A 20643-nucleotide genomic window follows, 5' to 3' on the forward strand; every position below is an offset into this window, starting at 1 on the left:
TCGCCGGAAGCGAACCCCCTGAGCGAAATTTTTCCGTGCTATCAGATGCTTGCGTCGATTAAAGCGGTACGCCCAGACGATTGGCGACTTCTTCGTAGGCTTCGATGACGTCACCGAGGCCCTGACGGAAGCGGTCCTTGTCCATTTTCTTACCGGTGGCCTTGTCCCACAGGCGGCAGCCGTCCGGGCTGAATTCGTCGCCCAGGACGATGGAGCCGTCGTGGAATACGCCGAATTCGAGTTTGAAGTCGACCAGCAGCAGGCCCGCGTCGTCGAACAGTTTGCTCAGGACTTCGTTGACCTTGAGCGACAGTTCTTTCATGCGAACCAGTTGCTCGGCCGTGCCCCAACCGAACGCCACGACGTGGGATTCGTTGATGAACGGATCGCCCTTGGCGTCGTCCTTCAGGAACAGTTCGAAGGTGTAAGGGTTGAGCTTCATGCCTTCTTCGACGCCCAGGCGCTTGACCAGGCTACCGGCGGCGTAGTTACGCACAACGCACTCGACCGGGATCATGTCGAGTTTTTTCACCAGGCATTCGTTGTCGCCCAGCAGTTTGTCGAATTGGGTCGGCACGCCGGCGGCTTCGAGTTTCTGCATGATGAAGGCGTTGAACTTGTTGTTCACCATGCCTTTGCGGTCGAGCTGCTCGATGCGCTTGCCGTCGAACGCCGACGTATCGTTGCGAAACAGCAGGATCAAGCGGTTAGCGTCGTCGGTCTTGTAAACCGATTTGGCTTTGCCGCGGTAGAGTTCTTCACGTTTTTCCATGATGGGCTCCGCTTGCTAAGTAGGTGGGCTAGGCGATGTATCGCCAGTCGAGCCCTGAATCTTGATCGGCCAGTTGCAGCCAGTCCGGGTCGCACCCGAGGGTGTCGACAAAACATTGCCGGGCCAGCTGCGGCAGGTTGTTCTTGCTGCTCAGATGGGCCAGGACCAGGTGTTGCAGGCCTTGCCAGCCCAACTCGGACACCAGGAATGCCGCCTGGTGGTTGTTCAAATGCCCCAGTTCACCGCCCACCCGCTGCTTCAGAAAGTAGGGGTAATGACCGCGAGCCAGCATGTCACGGCAATGGTTGGACTCGATCATCAACGCATCGAGATCCCGATAGCCGTCCAGCACCTTGTTGCAATACGAGCCCAGGTCGGTCAACAGGCCGAAGCGCCGCTCACCGTCGCTGAAGACGTATTGCGTCGGCTCCTGTGCATCGTGAGCCACGGCAATGACGCCGATGCTCAGAGCGCCGATCTGCAGTTTCTCGCCGTCGGCCAGAAGGCCAGCCGGTTCAATCGGTTTGCGCATCCCGCGCAGGGTCCCGCGACTGAGGTAGACAGGCAGATTGTAGCGCCGAGACAGCAAACCCACGCCATGCACGTGGTCGGCATGTTCGTGGGTCACGAGTATCGCGCTCAACTGCGCCGGGTTTACACCCAGGCGCAGCAAGCGTTTTTCGGTTTCTCGCAGGGAGAAACCACAATCCACCAACACATACGTGTCATCGCTGGCTATCAGCGTGCCGTTCCCTTGGCTACCGCTGCCGAGAACGGCAAAACGCATGTGATCAGCCCAGGTTGTCCTGAATCTCGCTCAACACTTTGCGCGCCACGTCTGCCGGCGCCACGGTGTTGATGTTTTTCTCGACGGTGACCTGAATGTTTTCGCCGACCTTGCTCAGGCGGACCTGATAACGCTCGGCGCGGGCTTCCACTTCTTCCTTGCTCGGAGCGGTACCGAACAGGCTGCTGAAGAAACCAGGTTTGTCGTCTTTACTCTCGGCTTTTTCAGACAAATTGATGTAGTACAGGCCCAGGCTGCGGTTGATGTCTTCAACACGCCATTCGCCCTGTTCCAGCGCACGACCGACGCTCGACCAGGCACGATCCAGGTCGTCGCCGACGATCAGAATCGGGTTGCCGCTACCATCTTCGCTCAGGCTGACACGACCCGGTGTATCAACATCACGCGAAGCCAGCATGGAGACTGAACCGCCCTTCTCCGAAATGCGGCTCATGCTCGCGAGCAGGTCGTTGGTCAGTGCCGCATCCAGGCCGGTGTTGAGCGAACGATTGGTGAACTCCACATCCGCAGTGCTGCCGGCAGGACGCTCGGCGCTGACCACATAGATTTCACTGGTGTTGCGCTGTACGCCCGGCTCGATACGTACCCGAACGCGGGTTTGGCTGTCGGTGCTGACACCGGCGGCGCTCATACGCTTGGCCATTGCGGCGGACAGTTCGTCGGAATGCTGCCAGGTGGTGGTGAATTCGCCGGTTTGCGGGCGCTGTTCATCCAGGCGGAAACCGTTGTCCAGGAAGAACTGCACAGCCACTGGCCAGATTTCGGCCGGTGGGTTCTGCGCCAGGATCGAGCGCGTATCGCCGACTTTCTGCAGGGAGTAAGGGCTGGCATCGGCCGATGCCGCCAGCGGCTGCGGACGAGGAACGATGTATTCGCCCTTGGCGGTGTCATCAGCCACGTTACGCGGGATCGGCAGCAGCGGATCCAGACGTTTGGCGTCTGTGATATTCGGTGGCAATTGCATCGGTGCAGTTTGTTGCGCTTCCAGGTAATCGCTACCACGGTCACGGAAATAACCTTCCGGGCCCCAGACCCATCCACAGCCACTCGTGCTGGAGATAATCAAGGCAAGTGCGGAAAGTCCGGCCATTCGCTTCATGCGTTGTACTTCCTCAATTAAACCAGGACGCCGGACTGGCGCATGGCCTGTCGCAGCGGTTCGTGACAGGCCGCACTGAGCCAGGTGAGCGGCAGACGAATACCGTCCGGCATCAAGCCCATTTCATGCAGTGCCCATTTCACGGGAATAGGGTTGGATTCGATAAACAGGGTTTTATTGAGCGGCATCAGCTTTTCGTGGATCGCGCGGGCGGTCACGGCGTCGCCTTTCAGGGCCGCGTTGCACAGGTCGCTCATGTCGCGCGGCGCGACGTTGGCGGTGACCGATATGTTGCCTTTACCGCCAAGCAGCATCAGCTCGACTGCGGTGGCGTCGTCACCGGATAGCACCACGAAATCTTCGCTCACGCCATCAATGATGGCTTTAGCACGGCTCAGGTCGCCGGTGGCTTCCTTGATGCCAATGATATTTTTCACGGTCGACAGGCGGATCACGGTTTCGGTCAGCATGTCGCACGCTGTACGGCCGGGCACGTTGTAGAGAATTTGCGGGATATCGACAGCTTCGGCGATGGCCTTGAAGTGCTGGTACAGGCCTTCCTGGGTCGGCTTGTTGTAATACGGAGTCACCAGCAGGCAAGCGTCGGCACCGGCGATCTTCGCATTGGTGGTCAGCTCGATGGCTTCGCGAGTCGAGTTCGCGCCAGTCCCGGCGATCACCGGAATGCGCCCTGCAACCTGCTTGACCACGTAACGAATCACTTCGATGTGCTCGTTCACGTCGAGGGTGGCCGATTCACCTGTAGTGCCGACCGCCACGATGGCGTGGGTGCCGTTTTGCAGGTGAAAGTCCACCAGTTTGCTCAGGCTGTCCCAGTCAAGACGACCTTGTGCATCCATGGGTGTGACCAGTGCCACCATACTGCCCGCAATCATGCAACCGCTCCTGCCGGAAAAAGAGAGCCGTAATGGTACTGGCGCCAAGATGCTTGTACAAGCGAAGTACTGCGCTGCCGCCATTCCCCTTGGCGCTGCTTTTCGCTACCCTTCAGACTTTGATCGGTACTGATAAGCTCGTACGCCAGTTTCCAGCCTCCATTTACGGCATCACAAGCCCCGATCCAGCGTTGCCACCCCTCGCTCCTGCCTCACTGGAGCATGTTGCAACCTTGTGGCCCGGGTTTTCTGAATTCGCATCCGCAGGCTCGTTCCCGGAAAAAAGCCCTTAGACGTATCGACCGCTCATCGCTTTAGGAATGCTGCATGTCCACCCCCACAGTTCGCGAACAATTCCTTGTCATCAGTGCCCTCGGCGCCAACCCCATGGAGCTGACTAACGTCCTGTGCCGCGCCAGCCATGAAAACCGCTGCGCCGTGGTCACTTCCCGCCTGACCCGTCATGGCGAGTGCAGTGCGTTGATCCTCGAGATTTCCGGCAGCTGGGACGCCCTGGCGCGCCTGGAAGGCAGCCTGTCGAGCCTCTCCAAAAAGCATGCGTTCACCGTCAATGTGGTGCGTAGCGCGGCGCTGGAGAATCGTCCTCAGGCGCTGCCTTATGTGGCTTATGTCAGCTCGGCCTATCGCTCGGACATCATCAACGAGCTGTGTCAGTTCTTCATGGACCACAACGTCGAGCTGGAAAACCTGACCTGCGACACGTATCAGGCACCGCAAACCGGCGGCACCATGCTCAACGCCACGTTTACCGTGACGTTGCCGGCCGGCGTGCAAATCAGCTGGCTGCGCGATCAGTTCCTGGATTTCGCAGATGCGCTGAATCTGGATGCCCTGATTGAACCGTGGCGCCCACAAAACCCAATGTAAGGAAGCTTTCATGGCCGTTGCCATCGACCAACCGGTCGCCGACTTCGAAGCACCCGCCACCAATGGACAGACCGTCAGCCTCGCGGGCCTTAAAGGCAAGCAGGTAGTGATTTACTTCTACCCGAAGGACAGCACGCCAGGCTGCACGACCGAAGGTCAGGGCTTTCGCGATCAACTTGAGGCTTTTAAAGCGGCGAACACCGAAGTGTTTGGCGTTTCGCGCGACAGCCTCAAGTCCCATGAGAACTTCAAGGCCAAGCAGGCGTTCACCTTCGAGCTGATCAGCGACAAGGAAGAAGCACTTTGCCTGTTGTTTGATGTGATCAAGCTGAAGAAACTGTATGGCAAGGAATACATGGGCGTTGATCGCAGCACATTCCTGATCGACAAGGACGGTGTCCTGCGTCAGGAATGGCGTGGCGTGAAGGTGCCGGGGCATGTGGATACGGTATTGGCGGCTGCTCAGGCCCTCGACAAAACCTGATTGATTGGGTGCCTGTTCAGACGCCTTCCCGAGCAGGCTCGGTCCCACCTTGGTTTTGTGTTCACCACAAATCACCTGTGGGTGCGAGCCTGCTCGCGAAGAGGCCCTTTGCCTCACCTCATTTTCCAGAATGATGCTTAAAGCAGCGGCGCGACCTCTGGCTCCTTGCGCGGCCACGCATCCAGCACGGCTTTGAACAGCGTCGCCAGCGGAATCGCAAAGAACACCCCCCAAAATCCCCACAACCCGCCAAACAACAGCACCGCGCAAATGATCGCTACCGGGTGCAGGTTGACCGCCTCCGAAAACAGCAACGGCACCAGCACGTTGCCGTCCAGCACCTGAATAATTCCGTAGACCGCCATCAAATAGATGAACTGATCGCTCCAACCCCATTGGAACAGCGCAATCAGCATGACCGGCACGGTCACCACCACAGTGCCGACGTAAGGCACCACCACCGAGACGCCCACCAGCAAAGCCAACAACGCTGCGTAGTTGAGCCCGAGAACAACGAAGCCGATGTAGGTCACACCACCACAGATGAAAATCTCGATGACCTTGCCGCGAATATAGTTGGCGATCTGCCGGTTCATTTCGTGAGCGACGCGAGTGATCAGCGCCCGCTCACGGGGCAGATACCCGCGTACCCACTGGCCGATCATTTCCCGATCTTTCAGAAAGAAGAACACCAGAATCGGCACCAGAACAAGGTAGATCATGATGTTCACCAGCAGCGGCAGACTCGACAGTGAAAACGTCAGCGCCCATTGGCCGAACTTGCCGATCTCGCCGCGCGCCACTTCGATGAACTGCAAAACTTGTTCATCGGACACCATGTGCGGGTAGCGCTCGGGCAACAGCAATAACAACGACTGCCATTTTGCGAGCATGCCGGGTAGTTCGTTGAACAGAGTAAGCAATTGATGCCAGAGCAATGGCACCAAGACAATCAAAAAGACCAGCAGCGCCCCCATGAACAGCGCGAAGACCAGTCCCACCGCCACACCGCCGGGCATGCGCAAGCGCTCGAGGGTGGTCACCAGGCCTTGCATGAGATACGCCAGCACCATCCCGGCCAGTACCGGCGCGAGCATGCCCCCCAAGGTGAGCACGGCGGTGAATGCCAGAAACAGCAGCACCGCCAGCACTACGGCTTCTTCGTCGGAAAAGTAGCGCTGAACCCAGTCGCGTAACACTTTGAACATCAATATTCCTTAGGAACGAACGCAGCAGGTTTCAGGCTTTTTTTAACCAGTAGCGGTAAACACCCGCCTCATCTTCTTCACGAAGCAGCGTATGACCGGACAATCGGGCAAAGGTGCGGAAGTCGCGCTGAGAACCGGCATCCGTGGCGATCACCTTGAGCACCGCGCCACTGGCCAGGCGATTGAGTTCCAGCTTGGCCTTGAGCAACGGCAACGGACAATTCAGGCCGCTGGCGTCCAGTTCGGCATCATGGGCTACAGCGTCGGTCATTACTTCACTCCTGGCACGTCGTTGAGAGGCTTAGAATATCTGGTCGCAAGCCCAGTGTCCGGCTACAGTAAGGACTTTGTCGACTAAGGCTTTGTGCATGACTTTTTTGCGCCCTACCCTGCTGACGCTCGCTTGCCTGCTTGCCTCACCGGGCTTCGCCGACGACCTGCCGTCACTTGGCGACGCCAGTTCTGCCATCGTCTCGCCGCAACAGGAATATCAGCTAGGCCGTGCCTGGCTGGCGCTATTGCGCAGCCAGGTCTCGCAGCTCAACGATCCACAGCTCAAGAATTACGTCGAATCCAGCGTTTACCGATTGCTCGAAACCAGCCAGGTGAATGACCGGCGGCTGGAATTCATCCTGATCAATAGCCCGCAACTCAACGCCTTTGCGGCGCCGGGCGGGATTGTCGGGGTCAACGGCGGCTTGTTCCTCAATGCGCAGACCGAGGGCGAGTACGCGTCGGTTATGGCTCACGAGTTGGCTCACTTGTCGCAACGTCACTTTGCCCGTGGCATTGAAGCCCAGCAGCGCATGCAAGTGCCGATGATGGCCGCCTTGCTGGCCGGGATCGTGATTGCGGCAGCCGGAGGTGGCAATGCCGGGATGGCGGCCATTGCAGGTAGTCAAGCGGCGGCGATCCAGGAGCAACGGCGGTTCTCGCGCCAGAACGAACAGGAAGCCGACCGCATCGGCATTCTCAATATGGAAAAAGCCGGTTACGACCCGCGCTCGATGCCATCCATGTTTGAACGTTTGGCGCGCCAGTACCGTTTCGACGCCAAGCCGCCGGAATTTCTGATGACTCACCCGGTCACCGAGTCTCGAATCGCCGACACCCGCAACCGCGCGGAACAGGCCCCACAGGGTGGCATCGAAGACACCATGCGGTATCAGCTGATTCGTGCCCGAGTCCAGTTGTACTATGAAGAAACCCCCGGCTTGGGCGCCAAGCGCTTCCGTGCCATGCTTGATGAAAACCCGAAAAATGATGTTGCACGCTATGGTTTGGCAATTGCCCAAATCAAGGGCGGCCGGTTGAACGAGGCTCGGGAGAACCTAAAACTGCTGCTGGAAAAATCGCCGAACGAGATCATCTATAACCTGGCGCAGATCGATCTGGACATGACCAACAGTCGCCTGCCGGATGCTCAATCTCGCGTCGACCGGATGCTCGCTCAGTACCCTGGTAACTACCCGCTCAATCAGATACGAATCGATTTGCTGCTGAAACAGGACCGCACTGCCGATGCTGAGAAGGCACTGGAAGGTTTGCTCAAGACGCGTCCTGACGATCCGGACGTGTGGTATCAGGTAGCCGAAACTCGCGGCCTGTCGGGCAACATCATCGGCCTGCATCAGGCTCGGGCAGAGTACTTTGCGTTGGTCGGCGACTATCGCCAGGCCATTCAGCAACTGGATTTCGCCAAGCGCAAGGCCGGCACCAACTTCCCACTATCGTCGCGCATCGATGCGCGTCAACGTGAGCTGATGGAACAGGAGCGCATGATCAAGGACATGATGGGCTGACTTTCAGCGGTAAAATGCGAGTAAAAAAAACCGCCTCTTTCGAGGCGGTTTTTTTATTCAGCCAACAACCGGCTTAATCAGCCAGTTTGAAGGTGATGAAGCTGGCACGACCCTGGCGCAGAACCCGCATCGAAACCGAACGGTTCTTCGGCAGCGCCTTGGCAATGTCGGTGAACTCCTTGCTGGAGCCAATGGCCTGATTGTTCAGATGAGTGATGATGTCGCCAGGCTGCAAACCGATCAGGGAGGCAGGGCCCTCCTGAACTTCCTTGATCACCACACCACCTTTGAGGTCGTAGGTTTTCTTCTGCTCATCGGTCAGTTCGGTAACGGAAACGCCCAAACGATTACTGCTGATTTCAACGCCCGATTTAGGCATCGCAACCGTATCTTTGTCTTCGTCTGGAATCGCGCCAACCGTTAGCTCGACGTTCTTGCGCTTGCCTTCGCGAATCACTTCAAGATTGGCCTTGGAGCCCGCTTTCAGAGCGCCCACCAGGTGTGGCAAATCCGCCGACATGATAATTGGCTGACCGTTCATGCTCAGAATAACATCGCCGACTTGCAAGCCACCCTTGGCAGCCGGACCGTCGTCCTGGATCTGGGCCACCAGTGCACCGGCCGGCTTCTCAAGACCAAAGGACTCAGCCAGGTCCTTGTTCACTTCCTGAATCACCACTCCCAACCAGCCACGGCTGACTTTGCCGCCATCTTTGAGTTGATTGGAAACATCCATGGCGACATCGATAGGGATCGCGAACGACACACCCATGAAGCCCCCGGAGCGGGTATAGATTTGCGAGTTGATTCCGACCACCTCGCCATTCAGGTTGAACAGCGGACCGCCAGAGTTACCCGGGTTGATCGGCACGTCGGTCTGGATGAACGGCACATAGTTTTCGTTCGGCAGACTGCGCCCGATGGCACTGATAATGCCTTGTGTCACGGTATGGTCGAAACCAAACGGCGAACCGATGGCGACAACCCACTGACCGGCTTTCAGGTCCTGGGATTTACCGAGTTTGAGAACCGGCAGGTCCTTGCCTTCGATCTTCAGCAACGCCACGTCGGAGCGTGGATCGGTGCCGACCAGTTTGGCTTTCAGTTCACTGCGATCAGCGAGACGCACGAGGATTTCGTCGGCGTCGGCAATCACATGGTTGTTGGTCAGGATATAACCATCAGGCGAGATGATGAAACCCGAGCCCAGAGACTGAGCTTCTCGCTGGCGATCACCTCGAGGCGAACGCGGCTGTTGAGGCATACCCCTTTCAAAGAACTCGCGCAGCGCTGGCGGCAAGCCTTCAAGATCCGGCATTTGCCCGGAGACTTTGCGATCAGGCAGTTTCTGTGTGGTACTGATGTTCACCACGGCAGGCGAGGCTTGCTCGACGATCTGGGTGAAATCAGGCAATTCGACTGCTTGAGCAGTTACCGCCTGGCCGAGGACCAGCACGGTGGAAAAAATGGCGAGGTAAGACTTTAAGCGTGGAATCGACATACGGCTCCCGTTACGACGAGCATGGTTAAGCGATATGGAGCAAGGGACACCGGGAACAATACGCCGGTATTTTTGTTCCGGAAACAACAAAAGGCCAGAGCCGAGAAACTCTAACCTATAGAAAAATTCAGGATTATTTGCAAATTGAAATGCTCACCAAACATTTCGCCACTTCACTACTTGGTTGCAGTCGCATCAGTGCGCATCGATAACGCAATCCGTTCAGCAGTGCCTATCGGGATCTCACCCACCACAGTCACCATCATTTCGCCTTGAGGTGTGGTCAGACGCCGGGATACTGCGGCAGTCGGGCCCAACTGAGTGCGAGTGTCCGTCACGGTTGCGCCATTCAATGGTTCAAGGAATACCGAGAAACGCGCCAGGCCATCGTCATACATCAAACTGTTGACCTGGGTTTTGGTCTGCGGGTCCTTTCGAGCACTGCTGCTGGTCAACTCGAAACCGGGTGGCAACCAATCCGAATGCCAGACTTGGGCCGTTTTAACGGCGGACGCCTTGTCACTGTCGAGGGTGACAACCTTGCAATCGTCGCCTGCCTGCAAGTCGCTGTCGGAGGGCACCTTGGCGGTGTCCAGTTGCGTAAACTGGAATCGCTCCAGCAATTGCCCTTTGTCATTGAGCAGCAATGACTTGAGAGGCAGGCCGGTCTCTTTATCCAGATGAAGCTCAAATCCGTATCGGTGCTGATCACGTGGCATCAGCGAAACAATCACTGCCGCACGCCCAGCCACCCGCGACTTGCCGATGACGGCAATGTCGTACCAATTCTTTAACTTTTGTGGATCCAGTGCACGAGCAGCAGAGTTGGGTGAATCCCCCAGTCCTGCTATCAGAGTGCCGCTGACGCATTGAGTATGCCCATCAATGCGCACGACTTCCTGCGCCGAGCCATCGAGCTGGAGTAAACGCTCTCGGACTTTGCCATCCTGGACGCGATGCCAGATGTTATGGGTAGAAAAACTACCGTTACGCTCGTAGACGAAAGTACCGCGAAAGCTTTGCTGTTGCTCGGCCTGCCCCATACGGGCCAACCAGTCCTGGGCTTCATCTGCGTGGGCTGGAACAACAAACCAGCCTGCGAGCAGAAGCGAGAATAGAGGTATGGAGCGCATGATCCTCCTTAACGGTTTTCCAGGCTTGCTGCACGAGCATAAGGCAGCGCACTTTCAGTGCCTTTTAATGCAGCTTGTTGAGCATGTTGGCGCAAGTAGCCTGGCAAACGCTGATCATGCCAGCCCGGCTGACCTTGCAATACACCGTTGGCCATAGGGCCAGTGGCATCCGAACTCTCATTGTAGCCTGCTAATACAGCGGGGCCTTTAACTTGCGGAACGGCCAGACCCGGTTGACTGGATTGCTGAGCCAGTTCGACACCAGCGATCTCGTCCTGGTTGTACAAACGAACGCCAGCCAGTACAGCAAGAGTGACCGAAGCGGCAACTGCCAGACGACCCAGGCTGCGCCATGGACCACGGGAGGCTTTTGCCGGTACGGCTTCGTCGGCCAACGCAGCAGACACTGCCGCAGCGATATCCAGGCGTGGAAGCAGCAAGTCTTTGTGCATGACTGCCCGAGCGATTTGATAACGAGCCCAGGTCTCACGGGTTTCAACATCGTCAAGGGCGTTTAATACCCGACGCAATTCCAGTTCGTCCGCTTCGTTATCCATCACTGCGGACAGCGATTCCTGCAGGGCTTCACGACTCATGGCGTTCCTCTCTTGGCTATCGCCGCTGTCTCAGTTTTCCTGCAACAACGGCTGCAGGGCTTTATCGATGGCTTCCCGAGCGCGGAAAATCCGGGAGCGCACGGTACCCACCGGACACTGCATGACGGCTGCAATGTCCTCGTAACTCAGACCATCGAATTCACGTAAAGTTAAAGCCGTACGCAAATCTTCTGGCAGTTGCTGAATGGTTCGATGGACGGTGCCTTCGATCTCATCCCGCAGCAACGCACGTTCTGGCGACTCGAGATCCTTGAGGCCATGATCGCCATCGTAGAACTCTGCATCCTCGGAACTGACATCGCTATCCGGCGGCCGACGGCCGCGTGAAACCAGATAGTTTTTCGCCGTGTTGATGGCGATGCGGTAAAGCCACGTATAAAACGCGCTGTCTCCGCGAAAATTTCCTAGGGCCCGGTAGGCCTTGATAAAGGCTTCCTGCGCCACATCCTGGGCTTCATGGGTGTCGTGCACAAAACGCACGATCAACCCGAGAATTTTGTGCTGGTATTTCAGCACTAGCAGATCGAAAGCTCGCTTGTCGCCACGCTGAACGCGCTCGACCAGCTGCTGATCCTCTTCCTGGGTTAGCATGAACACTCCTCGATAAGCTCGGAGGAGGCTTGCATAACTGAACGACCAGACTTGCAAACATAGACTCGGGCTTTTCGCAAAAGTTCTCCCCTCCAAGCAAGTTTCCTGCGGGCTCTGATTTGGCACGCACGAAAAGCGCAGCGCGGGTTACCCGGCTGCGCGAATAATCTTGTCATCGGATTCGCCAGCAAGGATCAAACCACAGATCCTGCCCTGAAGCCGACACTGTCCCTTGAATCTGGCAACCGTCTATTGATCTTGGGCCTTTGGCAAAAGTTCCATATTTATAAATGGACGGCACCGAGATTGTGCAACCGCGAATAGAAAAATACTGTTAAATCGGCGATACAGTCGTCTTATCGTGGTTACGACCCAAAAACCATCCGACGAAGCGTCGGGTACTTACCGTCACAGTAGTTTCACAATGCCATATGCGCTCGGGTATTGTGCCGCGCGCCCCCTCTATATACTAGTGGGCTGTGTGGCAGACTTGACTCGCCGTTCCAGCAGTCATGCGCCAACCCCGACCCGGGTCGCTTTGAGCGGAATCCTGAAATGAGCCAACAGTTTCAACATGATGTTCTGGTGATTGGCAGCGGTGCTGCCGGTTTGAGTCTTGCGCTGACCTTGCCCGATCATTTGCGCATTGCGGTACTGAGCAAAGGCGACCTCGCCAACGGCTCGACATTCTGGGCCCAGGGTGGCGTCGCTGCCGTTCTGGATGACGCCGACACCGTTGAGTCTCACGTCGATGACACCCTCAATGCCGGCGGCGGCCTGTGTCATGAAGACGCTGTTCGTTTTACCGTCGAACACAGCAAAGAGGCGATCCAGTGGCTGATCGACCAAGGCGTGCCGTTTACCCGCGATGAACAGTCTGGCACCGAAGACGGCGGGTTCGAGTTTCACCTGACCCGCGAAGGCGGCCACAGCCATCGGCGCATCATTCATGCCGCCGATGCCACGGGCGCCGCGATATTCAGAACATTGCTGGCCCAGGCCAAACAACGGCCTAACATCGAATTGCTGGAACAGCGCGTCGCAATTGACCTGATCACGGAAAAACGCCTGGGACTGGAAGGCGACCGCTGCCTTGGCGCCTATGTTCTAAATCGCGAAACCGGTGAGGTCGACACCTACGGCGCTCGCTTTGTCATCCTCGCCTCCGGTGGCGCGGCCAAAGTCTATCTCTATACCAGCAACCCCGACGGCGCCTGCGGTGATGGCATCGCCATGGCTTGGCGTTCTGGCTGCCGGGTGGCAAACCTGGAGTTCAACCAGTTCCACCCCACTTGCCTATACCACCCGCAGGCAAAAAGTTTCCTGGTCACCGAAGCCCTGCGCGGCGAAGGTGCGCACTTGAAGCTGCCTAACGGTGAACGTTTCATGCCGCGCTTCGACCAGCGTGCAGAACTGGCACCACGGGACATCGTTGCCCGGGCCATCGACCATGAGATGAAGCGCCTGGGTATCGACTGCGTCTATCTGGACATCAGCCACAAATCCGAAGCGTTCATCAAGACGCACTTTCCAACGGTGTACGAACGCTGCCTCGAATTTTCCATCGACATCACCAAGCAACCGATCCCGGTGGTTCCGGCGGCGCACTACACCTGCGGCGGCGTGATGGTCGATCAGCACGGCCGCACCGACGTCCCGGGGCTGTATGCCATTGGCGAAACCAGTTTCACCGGCCTGCACGGCGCCAACCGCATGGCCAGCAACTCGCTGCTGGAGTGTTTCGTTTACGCTCGTTCGGCGGCGGCGGACATTCTTCAACAATTGCCGCACGTGTCGATTCCAGACGCCCTGCCGATTTGGGATGCTAGCCAGGTCACCGATTCCGATGAAGACGTGATCATTGCGCACAACTGGGACGAACTGCGGCGATTCATGTGGGACTACGTCGGTATCGTGCGAACCAACAAACGCTTGCAGCGGGCCCAGCACCGCGTGCGACTGTTACTGGACGAAATTGATGAGTTCTACAGCAACTATAAAGTCAGCCGCGATTTGATCGAGTTGCGCAACCTGGCACAGGTAGCCGAACTGATGATCCAGTCAGCCATGGAGCGTAAAGAAAGCCGGGGTCTGCATTACACCCTCGACTACCCCAATATGCTCCCGGTTGCCCTGGACACTATTCTGGTGCCGCCCACCTACGCCGGCTGAACGCAAGTCGAACCCGCAGGCGTCGGTGCACATCCGCCGCCTGCGAATCGCGGGGTACGCAGATCGATCTGACCTGTCGTTCGCCCCGAAGACGAAACCTTAGCACCACGATCAATGGCAGTGCGAGACTGTCCGGTCGCAGCTGCACCGCCTGCCATCCCCGCGCCTGACTCCATAACTGCCAACCATCGGCGTCACGTCGCAGGCCGCGAAAAGCCTGCGGGTGTGTCAGTAAAATCTGACGCGGCAATGCCCAAACGCCATGCGCCAGACAGCACAAAGCGCCGAGCAGACTGGCCCAGACCGGTATAGACAGAAGAAACAACGAACCCAGCGCGAACAGCTGGGCCAGAAGATACGCCGCCAGCAATTGCCGTGAGGCATGCCAGCGGCATTCGAACGTATTACTTGGGCTGGACACGATCCAGGATCATGCGAACCATGCGCTGAAGCTCCGGATCTTCGGATTCGGCGCGCTCCATGAACCAGCCGAACATGTCCTGATCTTCGCACTCAAGCAGCTTGCGGTAGCAATCGCGGTCGACATCATTGAGGTGCGGGTAGACCTCTTTCACAAACGGCACCAGCAAGACGTCCAGCTCAAGCATGCCGCGACGGCTGTGCCAGTAGAGGCGATTCAGTTCAACATCTTCGACCATGGAGCGCTCCTCAAATAGGCGGCAAGTATACAGCCCCCGGCAGCATCTAACAGTCGGCTTTGGTCGGGCACTACCGACCTTTTGTAAACTACCCATTTCATGGTCGCCCCCTTATGATGTCCTCCAGACTTTTTACCCTGCGAAGACCCATGGCCGATTCTGCTTTTTTCTGCACCCTGTCTCACGAAGGCGTTCTCGCGGTCCGCGGCGCGGATGCCGGCAAATTCCTGCAAGGCCAACTGACCTGCAACCTCAATTACCTGAGCGATACCCAGGCCAGCCTTGGCGCCCGCTGCACGCAAAAAGGCCGGATGCAGTCCAGTTTCCGCATTTTGCTGGAAGGCGATGGCGTTCTGATGGCGATGGCCACCGAACTGCTGGAACCACAGTTGGCCGATCTGAAAAAGTACGCCGTGTTCTCCAAATCGAAACTGACTGACGAAAGCGCCGCCTGGGTTCGCTTTGGCCTCGATCATGGCGACGCCGCGCTGAGCAGCCTCGGTCTTGAGTTGCCGGCAGACACCGACAGTGTCGTGCGTCATGACGGTGTGATCGCTATTCGCGTCTCGCCGGATCGTGCTGAACTGTGGGTCGCCGCTGATCAGGCCGACGCCATCAAGGGCAAACTTTCCGCTTTGTTGGCCGAAGGCCCTCTGAACCAATGGTTACTGGGCCAGATCCGCGCAGGGATCGGTCAGGTCATGCCAGAGACACGCGAACTGTTCATCCCACAGATGCTCAATCTGCAAGCCGTCGGTGGTGTGAGTTTCAAGAAAGGTTGCTACACCGGCCAGGAAATCGTCGCGCGCATGCAGTATCTGGGCAAACTCAAGCGCCGCTTGTATCGTCTGACCCTGGACGCCAGCGCACTGCCCGCTCCCGGCACGCCACTGCTTTCCCCGTCCCATGGCAGTTCCATCGGCGAAGTGGTCCTGGCGGCCAACGCGGAGCAACACGTTGAACTCCTGGCCGTGTTGCAAGCCGAAGCCGCTGAGGGTGGTGACATTCATCTCGGCACCCTGGAAGGACCTGCCCTGAAATTGCTCGATCTGCCTTACTCACTGGACCGCGATCGCGAGATCCAGCGTTAACAGCAGCATTTGTTGCAACACCCTAGAGAATCTAAATGAGCGATCTGGCGGAAAAGGTCCAACAGGATTTGGTTGAGGCCATCGATAACGATGACCTGGTTCTGCCAACATTACCGGAAGTGGCCATGCAGATTCGCAAGGCCGCTGAAGACCCGGAAATCAGCGTCAGCACCCTGAGCAAGGTCATCGGCCGCGATACGGCGTTATCGGCGCGCCTGATCAAAGTGGTCAATAGCCCGCTGCTGCGCGCGACTCAAGAAGTGAACGACCTGCACACGGCGATCACACGGTTGGGCGTCAACTACAGCAGCAATCTGGCGATCGGCCTGGTGATGGAACAGATTTTCCACGCCCGCTCCGAGGTGGTGCAGCAGAAGATGCACGATGTCTGGCGCAAAAGCCTGGAGATCGCCGGGATCAGCTATGCCTTGTGCCGCCATTACACACAACTCAAAGCCGACCAGGCAGCCCTCGGTGGTCTGGTGCATCAGATCGGCGTGTTGCCAATTCTGACCTACGCCGAAGATCACTATCAGTTGCTTTCTGACCCGGTCAGCCTCAACCATGTGATCGACCGCATTCATCCGTTGATCGGCGACAAACTGCTCAGGGTTTGGGAGTTCCCCGATAAACTCGTGAAGGTGCCAGGCCAGTACCTGGACTTCAATCGTCAGTCTGACCAGGTTGATTATGTCGATCTGGTGCAAGTGGCCAGTCTGTATTGCCATAAGGACAGCGACCATCCGCTGGCTCGAATTGATGTGTTCAACGTGCCGGCGTTCAAGAAGCTGGGGATCGATCCGCAGAACGAGACGATGTGCCGGGACCTGGAAGAATCGCGGTCGATGTTTTACTAGCCAGAGCGCAGCGCCCCCTTCGCGAGCAAGCCCGCTCCCACATTCGACCGCATTTCTCCAAGAGGAACTCGGTTAAATGTGGGAGCGAGCCTGCTCGCGATGGGGCCAGTCCAAACAACACAAAAACTACCCGGCAATAAAACTCACCCGAACCTTCAACCCCGCCGTCTCCCCATCGTGCAGGCTGATCTGCGCCAGATGCGCGCGGCAGATCTCGCCGACAATCGCCAGGCCCAGCCCCGACCCGGCCACCTGCTGGTTACGCCGGTAAAAGCGCTCGAAAACCTTGTCCCGCTCATCAACCGGAATCCCCGGCCCATCATCCTCAACTTCCAGGACCGCGGGTGCCGTAACCCGCAGAATCACATTGCCTCCCGACGGCGTATGAGCCAGTGCGTTATCCACCAGATTACTCAGCAGTTCGTTCAACAGTGTCGGTTCACCGCGCAGCCACACCGGCTCGTCCGCCTCCAGTGCCAGGGCTACGCCGCGTGCGTGAGCCAGCGGCGCCATGGCCATGCCCAATTCCCGCGCCAACTGACTCAAGTCCAGCAACTGCGCACCGCCCTCGGCAATGGCCCGGGCACCGTTTTCGACACGTGCCAAAGACAGCAATTGATTGGCCAGATGCGTCAATCTATCCGTGCCCTGGGCAGCGGTTTCCAGGGTACTGCGCCAGGTTTCGGGCTCACTTGCCCGCAGGCCAAGCTCAAGCCGCGCCTTGAGCGCCGCCAACGGCGTACGCAATTCATGGGCGGCATCGGCGATGAATTGAGCCTGACGCTCGAACTGCTCGCGCAGCCGCTCGGTAAAGTGATTGAGCGCCCGTACCAACGGCCACAACTCGTGTTGCACTTCCACCAACGGCAACGGCCGCAGATCATCCGACTGGCGCTCTTCCACCGCCGTGCGCAAGCGTTCCAGCGGGCGCAGCGCCGCACTCACCGCAAACCACACCAGCAGCAGCGCGCCAATCGCCAGCATGCCCAGGCGCAACAAGGTGTCCGCCGCCAGACTGCGCGCCATGCTGACTCGCGCTTCATCGGTTTCCGCGACACGAATTTCCGCCATGCCATTCATGTTCGGTTCGCTGACCGGCTTGAGCAGGCTGACCACCCGCACGTTCTGCCCGCGATACGTCGCGTTGTAAAACCGTGCCAGCGCCGGGTAGTCATCGGTGCGTGGCGTTCCTGGCGGTGGCGCGGGGAGGTTTTCGTAACCGGAAATCAGATTCTGGTGGATGTCATTGACCAGGTAAAAAATCCGACCCGCACTGTCATAGGCAAACGTATCCAGCGCCACGTAAGGCACGTCGGCGCTGAGCGTGCCGTCACGCTGGGAGACACCCGCCGCGATGGTTCGCGCCGACGCCAGCAAGGTACGGTCATAGGCGGTGTCGGCCGCTTCGCGACCATTCCAGTACGCGCTCAACCCGCTGGCCAGCATTAACACCACCAGCAACAGCGCGAGGTTCCACAGCAACCGCCAGCGCAGACTGCTGGGCTTATGCATCGCGACTTTCCAGCAAGTAGCCAAGACCGCGGAAGGTCACGATCGCGACCGGCTGTCCATCGAGCTTTTTGCGCAAGCGGTGCACGTAGATTTCGATCGCGTCCGGGCTGGCTTCTTCGTCCAGACCGAACACCTGGGAGGCCAGTTGTTCTTTGCTCATCACTCGCCCGGGCCGGGCGATCAATGCCTCAAGAACCGCCTGTTCGCGCGAGGTCAGGGTGAGCAATTCTTCGCCGAGGGTGAAGCGCCGGGTGTCCAGGTCATAGGCCAGCACGCCGCAACGCTGCTGACGCTCGCCGCCCAGCACACTGCGGCGCAACAAGGCTTTGACCCGTGCTTCAAGTTCGGTCAGCTCAAAAGGTTTGGCGAGGTAATCGTCAGCGCCAAGGTTCAGGCCATGGACTCGATCCTTGACGTCGCTGCGAGCGGTCAACATCAGCACCGGCAGGTTTTTCCCCCGGGAGCGCAAACGCGCGAGCACTTCAAACCCGTCCATGCGCGGCAAGCCGACATCGAGAATGGCCATGGCGTATTCCTCGCTGCTCAACGCCAGGTCTGCGGCCACGCCATCGTGCAGCACGTCCACCGTCAGACCGGTGCTCTTGAGCGCCTGGGCGACACTTTCGGCCAGCTGCAAGTGGTCTTCGACGAGCAGAACACGCATGGATCTTTACCTCATTCAGGGGATGGTCGACGCCATTCTTTGGCGCGAAGTTTACAGCCGCATCCGCTGCTGTGAAGCCTGTAAACCGTGAATGCCTGCTGAAAGGTTAGTGAAAGGTTGGCCCGTTAGAGTCGGCCCACGGAGGTTTCGAATGCCGACCTTCCAATAGTGCTTGGAAATGTAGCTCCCGAAAAACGCCATGACGCGTTTTCGTCAATAAGAACAATAAATGAGGTACTGCACCATGCTGTCCACACAGCTTCAGGCTTACCCGCCCCACCCTTCCTTTAGAACCCCATCGCTTACGCTTGCCAGCGCCGTTGACGGCTGCACGACGCGAAACCGCCGCACCTGACACATTCCCAAAAACAAAAACTCCCTTGGAGACAATAATGAATCGATCCCTGCGCCGTTTCGCCCTCGCCGCCAGCTGCATGCTGTTCGCCGGCCAATTGATGGCCGAGCCCAAACGTCCGGAATGCATCGCCCCGGCCTCCCCGGGCGGTGGTTTCGACCTCACCTGCAAACTGGCGCAGAGCGCGCTGGTCAACGAAAAGCTGCTGACCAAACCGATGCGCGTGACCTACATGCCCGGCGGTGTCGGCGCGGTGGCGTACAACGCGGTGGTCGCTCAGCGCCCCGCCGACGCCGGTACGCTGGTGGCCTGGTCCAGCGGTTCTTTGCTGAACCTGGCCCAAGGCAAGTTCGGACGGTTCGATGAAAACAACGTGCGCTGGCTGGCCGCTGTCGGCACCAGCTATGGCGCCATCGCGGTGAAAAGCGATTCGCCTTACAAGACCCTCGACGATCTGGTCAAGGCACTGAAAGAAGACCCGAGCAAAGTGGTGATCGGTTCCGGCGGCACCGTCGGCAGCCAGGACTGGATGCAAACCGCACTGATCGCCAAGGCAGCCGGGATCAACCCGCGCGACCTGCGTTACGTCGCCCTCGAAGGCGGCGGTGAAATCGCCACCGCCCTGCTCGGTGGCCACATTCAGGTCGGCAGCACCGACATCTCCGACTCCATGCCGCACATCCAGAGCGGCGACATGCGCTTGCTGGCGGTGTTCTCCGAGAAGCGTCTGGACGAGCCGGAAATGAAAGACATCCCGACCGCCAAAGAGCAAGGCTACGACATTGTCTGGCCGGTGGTTCGCGGCTTCTACCTCGGGCCAAAGGTCAGCGACGAAGACTACGCCTGGTGGAAAGACGCCTTCGACAAACTGCTGGCGTCCGAAGACTTCGCCAAGCTGCGCGACCAGCGTGAGCTGTTCCCGTTCGCCCTGACCGGCCCGGAGCTGGACACCTACGTGAAGCAGCAGGTAGCGGACTACAAAGTGCTGGCCAAAGAGTTCGGCCTGATCCAGTGATCGTCTCTGTCTAGCGGCTGCGGCCTCGTTCTTCGAGGCCGTGGCACAGGAGTTTTCCCATGCTCTTACAACGCATTTTTGCTTCGGTGCTGTTGCTGGCCTGTCTCAGCCTGGTGCTGATGGCCTGGCCTTACCAGGCACCTTTTTCCTACGAGCCGATCGGGCCACGGGCTTTCCCCCTGTTGATGCTGGGCCTGATGGGCCTGGGGCTGGTGTACATGGTGTATCGCCCTTCGCCGATCAAACACACCGATGAAGATCCGCCGATGGATCGCGAAACCCTGACCAAGATTGGCTTGTGCGTGGTGTTGCTGCTGATCTTCGCCGGCCTGTTCGAACCGCTGGGCTTCATCCTCAGCAGCGTGCTGATCGGCATTCCGATGGCGCGCCTGTACGGCGGACGCTGGTTACCGAGCGTGGTGATCATCAGCCTGATGAGTGTCGGACTGTACCTGCTGTTCGACAAAGTCATGGACGTGCCACTGCCTCTGGGCCTGCTTGACGTTCTGGAGAACTGAT

The 20643-nt window shown here is 58.2% G+C and carries 22 protein-coding genes; 8 read left to right on the top strand and 14 right to left on the bottom strand.

Translation table 11 applies throughout. The features are described from left to right. Nucleotides 1-58: 58 nt before the first annotated feature. Genes purC through dapA form a run of 4 tightly spaced genes read right to left on the bottom strand, consistent with a single transcriptional unit; the run spans nucleotide 59 to nucleotide 3575 of the window. Nucleotides 59-772 (bottom strand): phosphoribosylaminoimidazolesuccinocarboxamide synthase, encoded by a 714-nt coding sequence (gene purC, locus PMI22_RS21890; RefSeq protein WP_007944067.1) that lies wholly within the window; start codon nucleotides 770-772, stop codon nucleotides 59-61. A 28-nt stretch (nucleotides 773-800) separates the two neighbouring features. Beyond that, nucleotides 801-1559 (bottom strand): MBL fold metallo-hydrolase, encoded by a 759-nt coding sequence (locus tag PMI22_RS21885; protein WP_007944068.1) that lies wholly within the window; start codon nucleotides 1557-1559, stop codon nucleotides 801-803. A gap of 4 nt (nucleotides 1560-1563) precedes the next feature. Continuing rightward, nucleotides 1564-2679, bottom strand: coding sequence for an outer membrane protein assembly factor BamC (gene bamC / locus PMI22_RS21880; RefSeq protein ID WP_007944069.1), 1116 nt, complete (start codon nucleotides 2677-2679; stop codon nucleotides 1564-1566). Nucleotides 2680-2696: 17 nt separating this feature from the next. Further along, nucleotides 2697-3575, bottom strand: coding sequence for a 4-hydroxy-tetrahydrodipicolinate synthase (gene dapA, locus PMI22_RS21875; RefSeq protein WP_007944070.1), 879 nt, complete (start codon nucleotides 3573-3575; stop codon nucleotides 2697-2699). A gap of 327 nt (nucleotides 3576-3902) precedes the next feature. Here dapA and PMI22_RS21870 point away from each other — a divergent pair, with 327 nt between their 5' ends. Further along, complete coding sequence (locus tag PMI22_RS21870) at nucleotides 3903-4463, top strand: glycine cleavage system protein R (RefSeq protein WP_007944071.1); 561 nt, start codon at nucleotides 3903-3905, stop codon at nucleotides 4461-4463. A gap of 10 nt (nucleotides 4464-4473) precedes the next feature. Continuing rightward, nucleotides 4474-4947: a peroxiredoxin gene (locus tag PMI22_RS21865; RefSeq protein WP_007944072.1), complete on the top strand. Its 474-nt coding sequence runs from the start codon at nucleotides 4474-4476 to the stop codon at nucleotides 4945-4947. Between the two features lie 137 nt (nucleotides 4948-5084). On the opposite strand, the gene PMI22_RS21860 is transcribed toward PMI22_RS21865, so the two are convergent. Beyond that, a complete protein-coding gene (locus PMI22_RS21860) occupies nucleotides 5085-6155 on the bottom strand; it encodes an AI-2E family transporter (RefSeq protein ID WP_007944073.1) in 1071 nt (356 codons plus the stop codon). 31 nt (nucleotides 6156-6186) lie between these two features. Beyond that, the gene (locus tag PMI22_RS21855; RefSeq protein ID WP_007944074.1) at nucleotides 6187-6426 is read right to left on the bottom strand and encodes a sulfurtransferase TusA family protein; all 240 of its coding nucleotides are present in this window, start codon (nucleotides 6424-6426) and stop codon (nucleotides 6187-6189) included. A gap of 97 nt (nucleotides 6427-6523) precedes the next feature. Between PMI22_RS21855 and PMI22_RS21850 the strand changes: the two genes are divergently transcribed. Continuing rightward, entirely contained in the window at nucleotides 6524-7957 is a 1434-nt protein-coding gene (locus tag PMI22_RS21850) for a M48 family metalloprotease (protein WP_007944075.1), read from the top strand. A 73-nt stretch (nucleotides 7958-8030) separates the two neighbouring features. Here PMI22_RS21850 and PMI22_RS21845 read toward each other — a convergent pair whose 3' ends face one another. The 4 genes from PMI22_RS21845 to rpoE all read right to left on the bottom strand — a co-directional run bounded on the left by PMI22_RS21845 (nucleotide 8031) and on the right by rpoE (nucleotide 11799). Further along, complete coding sequence (locus PMI22_RS21845; RefSeq protein WP_007944076.1) at nucleotides 8031-9458, bottom strand: DegQ family serine endoprotease; 1428 nt, start codon at nucleotides 9456-9458, stop codon at nucleotides 8031-8033. Between the two features lie 176 nt (nucleotides 9459-9634). Continuing rightward, entirely contained in the window at nucleotides 9635-10591 is a 957-nt protein-coding gene (locus PMI22_RS21840) for a MucB/RseB C-terminal domain-containing protein (protein ID WP_007944077.1), read from the bottom strand. 8 nt (nucleotides 10592-10599) lie between these two features. Continuing rightward, a complete protein-coding gene (locus tag PMI22_RS21835) occupies nucleotides 10600-11187 on the bottom strand; it encodes a sigma-E factor negative regulatory protein (protein WP_007944078.1) in 588 nt (195 codons plus the stop codon). Between the two features lie 30 nt (nucleotides 11188-11217). Next, nucleotides 11218-11799: an RNA polymerase sigma factor RpoE gene (gene rpoE, locus PMI22_RS21830; protein WP_007944079.1), complete on the bottom strand. Its 582-nt coding sequence runs from the start codon at nucleotides 11797-11799 to the stop codon at nucleotides 11218-11220. Nucleotides 11800-12354: 555 nt separating this feature from the next. Between rpoE and nadB the strand changes: the two genes are divergently transcribed. Continuing rightward, on the top strand, nucleotides 12355-13971 hold the full coding sequence (nadB, locus tag PMI22_RS21825) for an L-aspartate oxidase (protein ID WP_007944080.1): 1617 nt from the start codon (nucleotides 12355-12357) through the stop codon (nucleotides 13969-13971). On the opposite strand, the gene PMI22_RS30375 is transcribed toward nadB, so the two are convergent. Then, the gene (locus PMI22_RS30375) at nucleotides 13940-14392 is read right to left on the bottom strand and encodes a protein YgfX (protein ID WP_081502755.1); all 453 of its coding nucleotides are present in this window, start codon (nucleotides 14390-14392) and stop codon (nucleotides 13940-13942) included. The two genes, nadB and PMI22_RS30375, sit on opposite strands and share 32 nt — an antisense overlap. Next, nucleotides 14376-14630: an FAD assembly factor SdhE gene (locus PMI22_RS21820; protein WP_007944081.1), complete on the bottom strand. Its 255-nt coding sequence runs from the start codon at nucleotides 14628-14630 to the stop codon at nucleotides 14376-14378. The genes PMI22_RS30375 and PMI22_RS21820 overlap by 17 nt, the downstream gene beginning before the upstream one ends. A 149-nt stretch (nucleotides 14631-14779) precedes the next feature. Here PMI22_RS21820 and ygfZ point away from each other — a divergent pair, with 149 nt between their 5' ends. Together ygfZ and PMI22_RS21810 are read left to right on the top strand one after the other, a co-directional pair. Beyond that, nucleotides 14780-15721 carry a CAF17-like 4Fe-4S cluster assembly/insertion protein YgfZ gene (ygfZ, locus tag PMI22_RS21815; protein WP_007944082.1) on the top strand — a complete coding sequence of 314 codons (942 nt, stop codon included), beginning with the start codon at nucleotides 14780-14782 and terminating at the stop codon, nucleotides 15719-15721. 35 nt (nucleotides 15722-15756) lie between these two features. After that, nucleotides 15757-16578 carry an HDOD domain-containing protein gene (locus PMI22_RS21810; RefSeq protein WP_007944083.1) on the top strand — a complete coding sequence of 274 codons (822 nt, stop codon included), beginning with the start codon at nucleotides 15757-15759 and terminating at the stop codon, nucleotides 16576-16578. 126 nt (nucleotides 16579-16704) lie between these two features. On the opposite strand, the gene PMI22_RS21805 is transcribed toward PMI22_RS21810, so the two are convergent. Both PMI22_RS21805 and PMI22_RS21800 read right to left on the bottom strand, forming a co-directional pair. Further along, nucleotides 16705-18090 carry a sensor histidine kinase gene (locus PMI22_RS21805; protein ID WP_007944084.1) on the bottom strand — a complete coding sequence of 462 codons (1386 nt, stop codon included), beginning with the start codon at nucleotides 18088-18090 and terminating at the stop codon, nucleotides 16705-16707. Further along, entirely contained in the window at nucleotides 18083-18754 is a 672-nt protein-coding gene (locus PMI22_RS21800; RefSeq protein WP_007944085.1) for a response regulator, read from the bottom strand. The genes PMI22_RS21805 and PMI22_RS21800 overlap by 8 nt, the downstream gene beginning before the upstream one ends. A 392-nt stretch (nucleotides 18755-19146) precedes the next feature. On the opposite strand from PMI22_RS21800, the gene PMI22_RS21795 reads away from it, so the two are divergent. Together PMI22_RS21795 and PMI22_RS21790 are read left to right on the top strand one after the other, a co-directional pair. Then, entirely contained in the window at nucleotides 19147-20124 is a 978-nt protein-coding gene (locus tag PMI22_RS21795) for a Bug family tripartite tricarboxylate transporter substrate binding protein (RefSeq protein WP_007944087.1), read from the top strand. A gap of 59 nt (nucleotides 20125-20183) precedes the next feature. Next, nucleotides 20184-20642, top strand: a complete 459-nt coding sequence (locus tag PMI22_RS21790) for a tripartite tricarboxylate transporter TctB family protein (protein WP_007944088.1) — start codon at nucleotides 20184-20186, stop codon at nucleotides 20640-20642. Nucleotide 20643 lies beyond the last annotated feature (1 nt).

The sequence above is a fragment of the Pseudomonas sp. GM21 genome (genome assembly GCF_000282215.1).
In the GTDB taxonomy this organism is placed as follows: Bacteria; Pseudomonadota; Gammaproteobacteria; order Pseudomonadales; family Pseudomonadaceae; genus Aquipseudomonas.

Excerpts from the sequence above, each read along its gene's own strand:
- PMI22_RS21850 (WP_007944075.1), top strand. The coding sequence starts at position 6,524 with ATGACTTTTTTGCGCCCTACCCTGCTGACGCTCGCTTGCCTGCTTGCC.
- PMI22_RS21865 (WP_007944072.1), top strand. The coding sequence starts at position 4,474 with ATGGCCGTTGCCATCGACCAACCGGTCGCCGACTTCGAAGCACCCGCC.
- PMI22_RS21795 (WP_007944087.1), top strand. The coding sequence starts at position 19,147 with ATGAATCGATCCCTGCGCCGTTTCGCCCTCGCCGCCAGCTGCATGCTG.
- PMI22_RS21835 (WP_007944078.1), bottom strand. The coding sequence starts at position 11,187 with ATGAGTCGTGAAGCCCTGCAGGAATCGCTGTCCGCAGTGATGGATAAC.
- PMI22_RS21885 (WP_007944068.1), bottom strand. The coding sequence starts at position 1,559 with ATGCGTTTTGCCGTTCTCGGCAGCGGTAGCCAAGGGAACGGCACGCTG.
- purC (WP_007944067.1), bottom strand. The coding sequence starts at position 772 with ATGGAAAAACGTGAAGAACTCTACCGCGGCAAAGCCAAATCGGTTTAC.
- PMI22_RS21870 (WP_007944071.1), top strand. The coding sequence starts at position 3,903 with ATGTCCACCCCCACAGTTCGCGAACAATTCCTTGTCATCAGTGCCCTC.
- PMI22_RS21805 (WP_007944084.1), bottom strand. The coding sequence starts at position 18,090 with ATGCATAAGCCCAGCAGTCTGCGCTGGCGGTTGCTGTGGAACCTCGCG.
- PMI22_RS21800 (WP_007944085.1), bottom strand. The coding sequence starts at position 18,754 with ATGCGTGTTCTGCTCGTCGAAGACCACTTGCAGCTGGCCGAAAGTGTC.
- PMI22_RS21845 (WP_007944076.1), bottom strand. The coding sequence starts at position 9,458 with ATGTCGATTCCACGCTTAAAGTCTTACCTCGCCATTTTTTCCACCGTG.
- ygfZ (WP_007944082.1), top strand. The coding sequence starts at position 14,780 with ATGGCCGATTCTGCTTTTTTCTGCACCCTGTCTCACGAAGGCGTTCTC.
- bamC (WP_007944069.1), bottom strand. The coding sequence starts at position 2,679 with ATGAAGCGAATGGCCGGACTTTCCGCACTTGCCTTGATTATCTCCAGC.
- PMI22_RS21860 (WP_007944073.1), bottom strand. The coding sequence starts at position 6,155 with ATGTTCAAAGTGTTACGCGACTGGGTTCAGCGCTACTTTTCCGACGAA.
- PMI22_RS21820 (WP_007944081.1), bottom strand. The coding sequence starts at position 14,630 with ATGGTCGAAGATGTTGAACTGAATCGCCTCTACTGGCACAGCCGTCGC.
- dapA (WP_007944070.1), bottom strand. The coding sequence starts at position 3,575 with ATGATTGCGGGCAGTATGGTGGCACTGGTCACACCCATGGATGCACAA.
- PMI22_RS21790 (WP_007944088.1), top strand. The coding sequence starts at position 20,184 with ATGCTCTTACAACGCATTTTTGCTTCGGTGCTGTTGCTGGCCTGTCTC.
- rpoE (WP_007944079.1), bottom strand. The coding sequence starts at position 11,799 with ATGCTAACCCAGGAAGAGGATCAGCAGCTGGTCGAGCGCGTTCAGCGT.
- PMI22_RS21855 (WP_007944074.1), bottom strand. The coding sequence starts at position 6,426 with ATGACCGACGCTGTAGCCCATGATGCCGAACTGGACGCCAGCGGCCTG.
- nadB (WP_007944080.1), top strand. The coding sequence starts at position 12,355 with ATGAGCCAACAGTTTCAACATGATGTTCTGGTGATTGGCAGCGGTGCT.
- PMI22_RS21810 (WP_007944083.1), top strand. The coding sequence starts at position 15,757 with ATGAGCGATCTGGCGGAAAAGGTCCAACAGGATTTGGTTGAGGCCATC.
- PMI22_RS21840 (WP_007944077.1), bottom strand. The coding sequence starts at position 10,591 with ATGCGCTCCATACCTCTATTCTCGCTTCTGCTCGCAGGCTGGTTTGTT.